Origin of the sequence: Escherichia whittamii (genome assembly GCF_014836715.1) — a bacterium.
In the GTDB taxonomy this organism is placed as follows: domain Bacteria; phylum Pseudomonadota; class Gammaproteobacteria; order Enterobacterales; family Enterobacteriaceae; genus Escherichia; species Escherichia whittamii.
Genome location: NZ_JACSQI010000001.1, coordinates 596,144 through 608,357, shown reverse-complemented (window position 1 = coordinate 608,357; position 12,214 = coordinate 596,144). Strand labels below are relative to the sequence as shown.

The 12,214-nt window shown below is 52.5% G+C and carries 8 protein-coding genes; 6 read left to right on the top strand and 2 right to left on the bottom strand.

Annotation, left to right across the window (positions count from 1 at the left end):
• The first annotated feature begins 144 nt into the window (after window positions 1-144).
• Window positions 145-528 (top strand): YjaA family stress response protein, encoded by a 384-nt coding sequence (locus H9644_RS02755; RefSeq protein ID WP_001326558.1) that lies wholly within the window; start codon window positions 145-147, stop codon window positions 526-528.
• Between the two features lie 63 nt (window positions 529-591).
• Here H9644_RS02755 and H9644_RS02750 read toward each other — a convergent pair whose 3' ends face one another.
• A complete protein-coding gene (locus tag H9644_RS02750; RefSeq protein ID WP_191773003.1) occupies window positions 592-1,035 on the bottom strand; it encodes an acetyltransferase in 444 nt (147 codons plus the stop codon).
• Window positions 1,036-1,191: 156 nt separating this feature from the next.
• Here H9644_RS02750 and metA point away from each other — a divergent pair, with 156 nt between their 5' ends.
• From metA to aceK, 4 genes are all read left to right on the top strand, one after another.
• On the top strand, window positions 1,192-2,121 hold the full coding sequence (metA, locus tag H9644_RS02745) for a homoserine O-acetyltransferase MetA (protein ID WP_191773002.1): 930 nt from the start codon (window positions 1,192-1,194) through the stop codon (window positions 2,119-2,121).
• 268 nt (window positions 2,122-2,389) lie between these two features.
• Window positions 2,390-3,991 (top strand): malate synthase A, encoded by a 1,602-nt coding sequence (gene aceB, locus H9644_RS02740; RefSeq protein WP_191772999.1) that lies wholly within the window; start codon window positions 2,390-2,392, stop codon window positions 3,989-3,991.
• 29 nt (window positions 3,992-4,020) lie between these two features.
• On the top strand, window positions 4,021-5,325 hold the full coding sequence (gene aceA / locus H9644_RS02735; protein WP_000857847.1) for an isocitrate lyase: 1,305 nt from the start codon (window positions 4,021-4,023) through the stop codon (window positions 5,323-5,325).
• 308 nt (window positions 5,326-5,633) lie between these two features.
• Window positions 5,634-7,358 (top strand): bifunctional isocitrate dehydrogenase kinase/phosphatase, encoded by a 1,725-nt coding sequence (gene aceK, locus H9644_RS02730; RefSeq protein ID WP_191772997.1) that lies wholly within the window; start codon window positions 5,634-5,636, stop codon window positions 7,356-7,358.
• A gap of 16 nt (window positions 7,359-7,374) precedes the next feature.
• On the opposite strand, the gene iclR is transcribed toward aceK, so the two are convergent.
• The gene (gene iclR / locus H9644_RS02725) at window positions 7,375-8,199 is read right to left on the bottom strand and encodes a glyoxylate bypass operon transcriptional repressor IclR (RefSeq protein ID WP_000226399.1); all 825 of its coding nucleotides are present in this window, start codon (window positions 8,197-8,199) and stop codon (window positions 7,375-7,377) included.
• A 199-nt stretch (window positions 8,200-8,398) separates the two neighbouring features.
• Here iclR and metH point away from each other — a divergent pair, with 199 nt between their 5' ends.
• Window positions 8,399-12,082 carry a methionine synthase gene (metH, locus tag H9644_RS02720; protein ID WP_191772995.1) on the top strand — a complete coding sequence of 1,228 codons (3,684 nt, stop codon included), beginning with the start codon at window positions 8,399-8,401 and terminating at the stop codon, window positions 12,080-12,082.
• Window positions 12,083-12,214: the final 132 nt, after the last annotated feature.

The following is a 12,214-nucleotide window of genomic DNA, read 5'->3' as shown; positions in this document are numbered from 1 at the left end:
GAAGTGAAACGCCGTAGCGCCGATGGTAGTGTGGGGTCTCCCCATGCGAGAGTAGGGAACTGCCAGGCATCAAATTAGAAAAACCCCGGTCCATAAGGCCGGGGTTTTTTGCATATCAATTATTTGCATGATGAAGGGAATCTCATGTCAGTTCTGTATATCCAAATTCGTCGTAATCAAATTACTGTTCGCGATCTTGAAAGCAAACGTGAAGTGTCAGGAGACGCTGCCTTCAGTAACCAGCGCCTGTTAATCGCCAATTTCTTTGTTGCAGAAAAAGTTCTGCAAGATCTTGTTCTGCAACTCCACCCACGTTCAACCTGGCATTCTTTTTTGCCAGCAAAACGTATGGATATTGTTGTGAGCGCGCTGGAAATGAATGAGGGCGGTTTGTCACAGGTTGAGGAACGCATTCTCCATGAAGTGGTCGCTGGGGCAACGTTAATGAAATATCGCCAGTTCCACATCCATGCGCAATCAGCGGTACTCAGTGATAGTGCGGTCATGGCAATGCTTAAGCAGAAATAATCGTGTCACCATTGGTGGGTACGAAACCTGAAGTTCAGCCCACCGGGATGAGAAAAAAATCACCTACGCCCCCACATACGCCAGATTCAGCAACGGATACGGTTTCCCCAAATCGTCCACCTCAGAGCGTCCCGTAACCTTAAAACCCACCTTCTTATAGAACCCAACCGCCTGCTCATTTTGCTCATTAACGTTGGTTGTCAGTTCCGGTGCCATCGAGAGCGCATGCTCCACCAGCATCCGACCCACGCCGCAGCCGCACACATCAGGATCGATAAACAGCGCATCCATATGCTGCCCACTTAACAACATAAACCCAACCGGCTGATCCCGCTCATTAACCGCGACCCACAACGGCGCTTCCGGCAGGAAGGAACGAACTAGGTCCTCCAGCTCGGTCCGATACTCTGCTGATAAAAAATCGTGAGTGGCATCGACAGAACGACACCAAATCGCAACGAGTTCCTCCCCTTCCTCATGCCGTGAGCGGCGAATACTAATAACCATTTTCTCTCCTTTTCGTCATTCTTATATTCTAACGTAGTCTTTTCCTTGAAACTTTCTCACCTTCAACATGCAGGCTCGACATTGGCAAATTTTCTGGTTATCTTCAGCTATCTGGATGTCTAAACGTATAAGCGTATGTAGTGAGGTAATCAGGTTATGCCGATTCGTGTGCCGGACGAGCTACCCGCCGTCAATTTCTTGCGCGAAGAAAACGTCTTTGTAATGACGACTTCTCGTGCGTCTGGTCAGGAAATTCGTCCGCTAAAGGTTCTTATCCTTAACCTGATGCCGAAGAAGATCGAAACTGAAAATCAGTTCTTACGCCTGCTTTCAAACTCGCCTTTGCAGGTCGATATTCAGCTGTTGCGCATCGATTCTCGCGAGTCGCGCAACACGCCCACAGAGCATCTGAACAACTTCTACTGTAACTTTGAAGATATTCAGGATCATAACTTTGATGGCCTGATAGTTACCGGTGCGCCGTTGGGACTGGTGGAGTTTAATGACGTTGCCTACTGGCCACAGATCAAACAGGTGCTGGAGTGGTCGAAAGATCACGTCACCTCAACACTGTTTGTCTGCTGGGCGGTACAGGCCGCACTCAATATTCTCTACGGTATCCCCAAACAAACCCGCACCGATAAGCTCTCTGGCGTTTACGAGCACCACATTCTCCATCCGCATGCGCTTCTGACGCGTGGCTTTGATGATTCATTCCTGGCACCGCATTCGCGCTATGCTGACTTTCCGGCAGCGTTGATTCGTGATTACACCGATCTGGAAATTCTGGCAGAGACGGAAGAAGGGGATGCATATCTGTTTGCCAGTAAAGATAAGCGCATTGCCTTTGTGACGGGCCATCCCGAATATGATGCGCAAACGCTGGCGCAGGAATATTTCCGCGATGTGGAAGCCGGGCTGAGTCCGGATGTACCGTATAACTATTTTCCGCATAACGATCCGCAAAACAAACCGCGCGCGAGTTGGCGCAGTCATGGTAATTTGCTATTTACCAACTGGCTCAACTATTACGTCTACCAGATCACGCCATACGATCTACGCCGTATGAATCCTACGCTGGATTAATCTTCTGCGGCATTCGATCGTTAAGCGATTCAGCACCTTACCTCAGGCACCTTCGGGTGCCTTTTTTATTTCCGAAACACACATCAACAGGTGAATAAATTTTATTCATATTGTTATCAATAGGTTAACTCATATTTTTATTTAAAATGGAAATTGTTTTTGATTTTGCATTTTAAATGAGTAGTCTTAGTTGTGCTGAACGAAAAGCACACAACGATCCTTCGTTCACAGTGGGGAAGTTTTCGGATCCATAACGAGGAGCTGCACGATGACTGAACAGGCAACAACAACCGATGAACTGGCTTTCACAAGGCCGTATGGCGAGCAGGAAAAGCAAGTTCTCACTGCCGAGGCGGTAGAATTTCTGACTGAACTGGTGATGCATTTTACGCCACAACGCAATAAACTTCTGGCAGCGCGCATTCAGCAACAGCAGGATATCGATAACGGGACGTTGCCTGATTTTATTTCGGAAACGGCTTCCATTCGTGAAGGTGGTTGGAAGATTCGCGGAATTCCTGCGGACTTAGAAGATCGTCGGGTCGAGATTACCGGACCCGTTGAGCGCAAGATGGTGATCAACGCGCTGAACGCCAATGTGAAAGTGTTTATGGCCGATTTCGAGGATTCACTGGCGCCAGACTGGAACAAAGTGATCGACGGGCAAATTAACCTGCGCGATGCCGTTAATGGCACCATCAGTTACACCAACGAAGCAGGCAAAATCTATCAGCTCAAACCCAATCCAGCGGTTTTGATTTGTCGGGTACGCGGTCTGCACTTGCCGGAAAAACATGTCACCTGGCGCGGCGAAGCGATTCCTGGCAGCTTGTTCGATTTTGCGCTCTATTTCTTCCACAACTACCAGGCCTTACTGGCAAAAGGTAGCGGCCCCTATTTTTATCTGCCGAAAACCCAGTCCTGGCAGGAAGCGGCCTGGTGGAGCGAAGTCTTCAGCTATGCAGAAGATCGCTTTAACCTGCCGCGCGGCACCATCAAGGCGACGTTGCTGATTGAAACGCTGCCCGCCGTGTTTCAGATGGACGAAATTCTTCACGCGCTGCGCGACCATATTGTCGGGCTGAACTGCGGTCGCTGGGATTATATTTTCAGCTATATCAAAACGTTGAAAAACTATTCCGATCGCGTCCTGCCAGACCGCCAGGCAGTGACGATGGATAAGCCGTTTCTCAATGCTTACTCACGTCTGCTAATCAAAACCTGCCATAAACGCGGTGCATTTGCGATGGGCGGTATGGCGGCGTTTATTCCGAGTAAAGATGAAGAGCGCAATAGCCAGGTGCTCAACAAAGTGAAAGCGGATAAAGCGCTGGAAGCCAATAACGGTCACGATGGCACGTGGATCGCCCATCCAGGCCTTGCTGACACGGCAATGGCGGTATTCAACGACATTCTCGGTTCCCGTAAAAACCAGCTTGAGGTGATGCGCGAACAAGACGCGCCGATTACTGCCTATCAACTACTGGCACCTTGTGATGGTGAACGCACCGAAGAAGGTATGCGCGCCAACATTCGCGTGGCTGTGCAGTATATCGAAGCGTGGATCTCCGGCAACGGCTGCGTGCCGATTTACGGCCTGATGGAAGATGCGGCGACGGCTGAAATTTCCCGTACCTCTATCTGGCAGTGGATCCATCATCAAAAAACATTGAGCAATGGCAAACCAGTTACCAAAGCATTGTTCCGCCAGATGCTGGGCGAAGAGATGAAGGTTATTGCCAGCGAACTGGGTGAAGAACGTTTCTCTCAGGGGCGTTTTGACGATGCCGCACGCTTGATGGAACAGATCACCACTTCCGATGAGTTAATTGATTTCCTGACCCTGCCAGGCTACCGCCTGTTAGCGTAAACCACCACATAACTATGGAGCATCTGCACATGAAAACCCGTACCCAACAAATTGAAGAATTACAGAAAGAGTGGACTCAACCGCGCTGGGAAGGCATTACCCGCCCATACAGCGCGGAGGACGTGGTGAAATTACGCGGTTCGGTCAACCCGGAATGCACGCTGGCACAACTGGGCGCGGCAAAAATGTGGCGGCTCCTGCACGGCGAGTCGAAAAAAGGCTACATCAACAGCCTCGGCGCACTGACTGGTGGTCAGGCGCTGCAACAGGCGAAAGCGGGCATCGAAGCGGTTTACCTGTCTGGCTGGCAGGTAGCTGCGGATGCTAACCTGGCGGCAAGCATGTACCCGGATCAGTCGCTTTATCCGGCGAACTCGGTTCCTGCTGTGGTGGAGCGGATCAACAATACTTTCCGCCGTGCGGATCAGATCCAGTGGTCTGCTGGCATTGAGCCGGGCGATCCTCGTTATGTCGATTACTTCCTGCCGATCGTTGCTGATGCGGAAGCCGGTTTTGGTGGTGTACTTAATGCCTTTGAACTGATGAAAGCGATGATTGAAGCCGGTGCAGCGGCAGTTCACTTCGAAGATCAGCTGGCGTCCGTGAAAAAATGCGGCCATATGGGCGGTAAAGTACTGGTGCCAACTCAGGAAGCAATCCAGAAACTGGTTGCGGCGCGTCTGGCTGCGGACGTGACGGGCGTTCCAACCTTACTGGTTGCACGTACCGATGCTGATGCGGCGGATTTGATCACCTCCGATTGCGACCCGTATGACAGCGAATTTATTACCGGCGAGCGCACCAACGAAGGCTTCTTCCGTACTCATGCAGGCATTGAGCAAGCAATCAGCCGTGGCCTGGCGTATGCGCCATATGCTGATCTGGTATGGTGTGAAACTTCTACACCGGATCTGGAACTGGCGCGTCGCTTTGCTGAAGCCATCCACGCGAAATACCCGGGCAAACTGCTGGCTTATAACTGCTCACCGTCGTTCAACTGGCAGAAAAACCTCGATGATAAAACTATCGCCAGCTTCCAGCAGCAACTGTCGGATATGGGCTACAAGTTCCAGTTCATCACCCTGGCGGGTATCCACAGCATGTGGTTCAACATGTTCGACCTGGCAAACGCCTATGCGCAGGGCGAAGGTATGAAGCATTACGTTGAGAAAGTGCAGCAACCAGAATTCGCCGCCGCGAAAGATGGCTATACCTTCGTTTCTCACCAGCAAGAAGTGGGCACAGGTTACTTCGATAAAGTGACGACTATTATTCAGGGCGGCACGTCGTCAGTTACCGCGCTGACGGGGTCCACTGAAGAATCGCAGTTCTAAGCAACCGACAATCGTTGCTGACTATATGCCGGATAAGGCGTTCACGCCGCATCCGGCAATGAGCGCCTGATGCGACGCTTGCGCGTCTTATCAGGCCTACAAATGTGGTAGACACGTAGGCCGGATAAGGCGTTCACGCCGCATCCGGCAATCAACGCCTGATGCGACGCTATCGCGTCTTATCAGGCCTACAAATGTGGTAGACACGTAGGTCGGATAAGGCGTTCACGCCGCATCCGGCAATCAACGCCTGATGTGACGCTTGCGCGTCTTATCTGGCAATTCTCTGTTCCCGACGAGGGCAACAAATGCCGCGTGGCCTGGAATTACTGATTGCACAAACCATTTTGCAAGGTTTCGACGCTCAGTATGGTCGATTTCTCGAAGTGACTTCCGGGGCGCAGCAGCGTTTCGAACAAGCCGACTGGCACGCTGTCCAGCAGGCGATGAAAAACCGTATCCATCTTTATGATCATCACGTTGGTCTGGTGGTGGAACAGTTGCGCTGTATCACTAACGGCCAAAGCACGGACGCGGCATTTTTACTGCGCGTCAAAGAGCACTACACCCGGCTTTTGCCGGATTACCCGCGCTTCGAGATTGCGGAGAGCTTTTTTAACTCCGTGTACTGTCGGTTATTTGACCACCGCTCGCTCACTCCCGAGCGGCTTTTTATCTTTAGCTCCCAGCCAGAGCGCCGCTTTCGTACCATTCCGCGCCCGCTGGCAAAAGACTTTTATCCCGATCACGGCTGGGAGGCGTTACTGATACGCGTCCTCAGCGACCTGCCGCTGCGCTTGCGCTGGCAGAATAAAAACCGGGATATCAACTACATCATTCGCCATCTGACAGAAACGCTGGGGAAAGGAAACCTCGCCGAAAGCCATTTACAGGTGGCAAACGAACTGTTTTACCGCAATAAAGCCGCCTGGCTGGTGGGCAAACTGATCACGCCTTCCGGCACGTTGCCATTTTTGCTACCTATCCACCAGACGGACGACGGCGAGTTATTTATTGATACCTGCCTGACGACGACCGCCGAAGCGAGCATTGTCTTTGGCTTCGCGCGTTCCTATTTTATGGTTTACGCGCCGCTGCCTGCCGCACTGGTCGAGTGGCTTAGGGAAATTTTGCCTGGCAAAACCACCGCAGAACTGTATATGGCTATCGGCTGCCAGAAGCACGCCAAAACAGAAAGTTACCGCGAATATCTCGTTTATCTACAGGGCTGTAATGAGCAATTTATTGAAGCGCCGGGTATTCGTGGAATGGTGATGTTGGTGTTTACGCTGCCGGGCTTTGATCGGGTATTCAAAGTCATCAAAGACAAGTTCGCGCCGCAGAAAGAGATGTCAGCGGCTCATGTTCGTGCCTGCTATCAACTGGTTAAAGAGCACGATCGCGTAGGTCGAATGGCGGACACCCAGGAATTTGAAAACTTTGTGCTGGAGAAGCGGCAAATTGCTCCGGCATTAATGGAATTACTGTTCCAGGAAGCGCCGGAAAAAATCACCGATCTCGGCGAACAGATTGTGATTCGCCATCTCTATATCGAACGGCGGATGGTGCCGCTCAATATCTGGCTGGAACAAGTAGAAGGTCAGCAGCTGCGCGATGCCATTGAAGAATACGGCAACGCTATTCGCCAACTTGCCGCCGCCAATATTTTCCCCGGCGACATGCTATTTAAAAACTTTGGTGTCACTCGTCACGGGCGCGTGGTGTTTTATGATTACGATGAAATTTGCTACATGACGGAAGTGAATTTCCGTGATATCCCGCCGCCGCGCTACCCGGAAGACGAACTTGCCAGCGAACCGTGGTACAGCGTCTCGCCGGGCGATGTTTTCCCGGAAGAGTTTCGTCACTGGCTTTGCGCCGACCCGCGCATTGGTCCGCTGTTCGAAGAAATGCACGCCGACCTGTTCCGCGCCGACTACTGGCGCGCATTACAAAAACGCATCCGTGAAGGGCATGTGGAAGATGTTTATGCGTACCGACGCAGGCAGCGGTTTAGCGTGCGATTCGTATAAATCAGAGACGAGAATGTCACCGCATTCCGCCATACGCCAGCGTCACTTCCTTCGCCGCTTTAATCACCATCGCGCCAAACTCGGTTACGCGATCATCGGTAATACGTGAAATCGGCCCGGAAATCGAAATCGCGGCAAACGGTTCGCGGTGCTCATCGAAAATACACGCCGCGAGACAACGCAGTCCCAGCGCATGTTCCTCATCGTCAAATGAATAGCCACGTTTACGCGTCTGGGCGAGGTCCTCTTTTAAATGCACAGGAGACACCAGCGTCGCGTGGGTATAGGCATGTAAGCCTTTGCGATGCAGAAGTTTCGTCACCTGTTCTTCGCTCAGTTGGGCTAAAAAGGCTTTACCGGCACCAGAGGCATGCATCGGTAACTTACCGCCGATAGGGGCTGACATACGCATCAGATGCGTACATTGTACCTGGTCGATAATAATCGCTTCGTGATCGCTATGATCCAGCACCGCCATATTTACCGTTTCGCCAGACTCTTCCATCAGATTGCGCAGAATAGGATGGACAATGGCTAACAGATTACGACTCTGGAGAAAGCTGCTGCCGACCATAAAAGCATGTGCGCCTATCGCCCAGTGTCCAAGTTCGCCAACCTGACGGACAAAGCCCTGTTGTTGCATCGTGGTTAGCAAGCGATGGGTCGTGGAATTAGGCAATCCGGCTTGCTGCGCCAGTTCGGTTAACGCCACACTGCCATTGGATTCGGCAATCCACTCCAGTAATTTCAGCCCACGCGTTAAAGACTGAACCTGTCCTGTCGCTGGTGCGGTGGCAACGGCGGGTTTTCTGCCGCGTTTTGCGGGAATGGGTGCGACCATGACAGCCTCCTTTTTCTGTATCGTGGAAATCATTTTCATTTTTATTGCTGTGTAATGCAATAGTAGCCACACTGATCCGATGAGTTAATGTTGAACAAATCTCATGTTGCGTGGTGGTCGCTTTTACCACTGATGCGTTTATGCCAGTATGGTTTGTTGAATTTTTTTACAGTCTGGGTTGAGCGTGTCGGGAGCGAGTGTGAGTAGCAAAGTTGAACAACTGCGTGCGCAGTTAAATGAACGTATTCTGGTGCTGGACGGCGGTATGGGCACCATGATCCAGAGTTATCGGCTGAACGAAGCCGATTTTCGTGGTGAACGCTTTGCCGACTGGCCGTGCGATCTCAAAGGCAACAACGACCTGCTGGTGCTCAGTAAGCCTGAAGTGATTGCCGCTATCCACAACGCTTACTTTGAAGCGGGCGCGGATATCATCGAAACCAACACCTTCAACTCCACGACTATTGCGATGGCGGATTACCAGATGGAATCCCTGTCAGCGGAAATCAACTTTGCGGCGGCGAAGCTGGCGCGTGCCTGTGCCGACGAGTGGACCGCACGCACGCCAGAGAAACCGCGCTACGTTGCTGGTGTTCTCGGCCCAACCAACCGCACGGCGTCTATATCTCCGGACGTAAACGATCCGGCATTCCGCAACATCACTTTTGACCAGCTGGTGGCGGCCTATCGCGAATCTACCAGAGCGCTGGTGGAAGGTGGTGCCGACCTGATCCTGATTGAAACCGTCTTCGACACTCTTAACGCCAAAGCGGCGATTTTTGCGGTGAAAACGGAGTTCGAAGCACTGGGCGTTGAGCTGCCGATTATGATCTCTGGCACCATTACTGATGCCTCCGGGCGCACGCTCTCCGGCCAGACAACCGAAGCATTTTATAATTCTCTTCGCCATGCCGAAGCGCTGACTTTTGGCCTCAACTGCGCGCTGGGACCCGATGAACTGCGCCAGTACGTGCAGGAGCTGTCACGTATTGCAGAATGCTACGTTACCGCCCATCCGAACGCCGGACTGCCCAACGCCTTTGGTGAATACGATCTCGACGCCGATACGATGGCGAAGCACATCCGCGAATGGGCGCAAGCGGGCTTCCTCAATATCGTCGGCGGTTGCTGCGGCACCACGCCACGACATATTGCGGCAATGAGTCGCGCAGTAGCAGGATTAGCGCCGCGCAAATTGCCGGAGATCCCCGTCGCCTGTCGTTTGTCCGGCCTGGAGCCGCTGAACATTGGCGATGACAGCCTGTTTGTGAACGTCGGTGAGCGGACTAACGTCACCGGTTCTGCCAAATTCAAACGCCTGATCAAAGAAGATAAATACAGTGAGGCGCTGGATGTGGCGCGCCAGCAGGTAGAAAACGGTGCGCAGATTATTGATATCAACATGGATGAAGGGATGCTTGACGCCGAAGCGGCGATGGTGCGTTTCCTCAGCCTGATTGCGGGTGAACCGGATATTGCCCGCGTGCCGATTATGATCGACTCTTCAAAATGGGACGTCATTGAAAAAGGGCTGAAGTGTATTCAGGGCAAAGGCATTGTTAACTCTATCTCAATGAAAGAGGGCGTCGACGCCTTTATCCATCATGCGAAACTGTTGCGTCGTTACGGTGCGGCAGTGGTGGTGATGGCCTTTGACGAACAGGGCCAGGCCGATACCCGCGCGCGCAAAATAGAGATTTGCCGCCGGGCGTACAAAATCCTCACCGAGGAAGTCGGCTTCCCGCCGGAAGATATCATCTTTGACCCGAATATCTTCGCGGTCGCAACTGGCATTGAAGAGCACAACAACTACGCGCAGGACTTTATTGGCGCTTGCGAAGACATCAAACGTGAGCTTCCCCATGCGTTGATCTCCGGCGGCGTTTCTAACGTTTCTTTCTCATTCCGTGGTAACGATCCGGTGCGCGAAGCCATTCACGCGGTGTTCCTCTACTACGCTATCCGCAACGGTATGGATATGGGGATTGTCAACGCCGGGCAACTGGCGATTTACGATGACCTGCCCGCTGAACTGCGCGACGCGGTGGAAGATGTGATCCTTAACCGTCGCGACGATGGCACCGAGCGTTTACTGGAACTTGCCGAGAAATATCGCGGCAGCAAAACCGACGACACCGCTAACGCCCAACAGGCGGAGTGGCGCTCATGGGACGTGAATAAACGTCTGGAATACTCGTTGGTCAAAGGCATTACCGAATTTATTGAACAGGACACCGAAGAAGCCCGTCAGCAGGCAGAACGCCCCATTCAGGTGATTGAAGGCCCGCTGATGGACGGCATGAACGTGGTCGGTGATCTGTTTGGCGAGGGCAAAATGTTCCTGCCGCAGGTGGTCAAATCGGCGCGCGTCATGAAACAGGCGGTGGCGTATCTTGAACCGTTTATCGAAGCCAGCAAAGAGCAGGGCAAAACCAACGGTAAGATGGTGATAGCCACCGTGAAGGGCGACGTCCACGACATCGGTAAAAATATCGTTGGCGTGGTGCTGCAATGTAACAACTACGAAATTGTCGATCTCGGCGTGATGGTACCAGCAGAAAAAATCCTCCGCACCGCCAAAGAAGTGAATGCTGATTTGATTGGTCTTTCAGGATTGATCACGCCGTCGCTGGACGAGATGGTCAACGTGGCGAAAGAGATGGAGCGTCAGGGCTTTACCATTCCGCTATTGATTGGCGGCGCGACCACCTCTAAAGCGCACACGGCGGTGAAAATCGAGCAGAACTACAGTGGCCCGACGGTGTATGTACAGAACGCCTCGCGCACTGTTGGCGTCGTGGCGGCGCTGCTTTCTGACACTCAGCGTGACGATTTCGTCGCTCGTACCCGCAAGGAGTACGAAACCGTGCGTATTCAGCACGGGCGTAAGAAACCGCGCACACCACCGGTCACGCTGGAAGCGGCACGTGATAACGACTTCGCTTTTGACTGGCAGGCCTATACGCCACCGGTGGCGCACCGTCTCGGCGTGCAGGAAGTTGAAGCCAGCATCGAAACGCTGCGTAATTACATCGACTGGACGCCGTTCTTTATGACCTGGTCGCTGGCCGGGAAATATCCGCGCATTCTGGAAGATGAAGTGGTAGGCGTTGAGGCGCAGCGTCTGTTTAAAGACGCCAATGACATGCTGGATAAATTAAGCGCCGAGAAAACGCTGAACCCGCGTGGCGTGGTGGGATTGTTCCCGGCAAACCGCGTGGGAGACGACATTGAAATCTATCGTGACGAAACGCGTACACATGTGATTAATGTCAGCCACCATCTGCGTCAACAGACCGAAAAAACGGGCTTCGCTAACTACTGTCTCGCTGACTTCGTGGCGCCGAAGCTTTCTGGTAAAGCAGATTACATCGGCGCATTTGCCGTGACTGGCGGGCTGGAAGAGGACGCACTGGCTGATGCCTTTGAAGCACAGCACGATGATTACAACAAAATCATGGTGAAAGCCCTTGCTGACCGTCTGGCGGAAGCCTTTGCGGAATATCTCCATGAGCGCGTGCGTAAAGTTTACTGGGGCTATGCGCCGAACGAGAACCTGAGCAACGAAGAGCTGATCCGCGAAAACTACCAGGGCATCCGCCCGGCACCAGGCTATCCGGCTTGCCCGGAACACACGGAAAAAGCCACCATCTGGGAGCTGCTGGAAGTGGAAAAACACACCGGCATGAAACTCACGGAATCTTTCGCGATGTGGCCTGGTGCGTCGGTTTCAGGTTGGTACTTCAGCCACCCGGACAGCAAGTACTACGCCGTGGCGCAGATTCAACGCGATCAGGTTGAAGATTATGCCCGTCGTAAAGGTATGAGCGTTACCGAAGTTGAGCGCTGGCTGGCGCCAAATCTGGGGTATGACGCGGAGTAAATTAAAATACCGGGGTATTTGCCCCGGTTGAGACTGATGGCAAACGTAAAATTGCCGGATGCGCTACGCTTATCAAGCCTATATTGACATTGCAATATCATGATTATTGTGGGGCTGATAAAGCGTTCATGT

Bases quoted from the DNA above. Each gene is read 5' to 3' on its own strand.
- H9644_RS02755 (WP_001326558.1), top strand. From the start codon at position 145: ATGTCAGTTCTGTATATCCAAATTCGTCGTAATCAAATTACTGTTCGC.
- H9644_RS02750 (WP_191773003.1), bottom strand. From the start codon at position 1,035: ATGGTTATTAGTATTCGCCGCTCACGGCATGAGGAAGGGGAGGAACTC.
- metA (WP_191773002.1), top strand. From the start codon at position 1,192: ATGCCGATTCGTGTGCCGGACGAGCTACCCGCCGTCAATTTCTTGCGC.
- aceB (WP_191772999.1), top strand. From the start codon at position 2,390: ATGACTGAACAGGCAACAACAACCGATGAACTGGCTTTCACAAGGCCG.
- aceA (WP_000857847.1), top strand. From the start codon at position 4,021: ATGAAAACCCGTACCCAACAAATTGAAGAATTACAGAAAGAGTGGACT.
- aceK (WP_191772997.1), top strand. From the start codon at position 5,634: ATGCCGCGTGGCCTGGAATTACTGATTGCACAAACCATTTTGCAAGGT.
- iclR (WP_000226399.1), bottom strand. From the start codon at position 8,199: ATGGTCGCACCCATTCCCGCAAAACGCGGCAGAAAACCCGCCGTTGCC.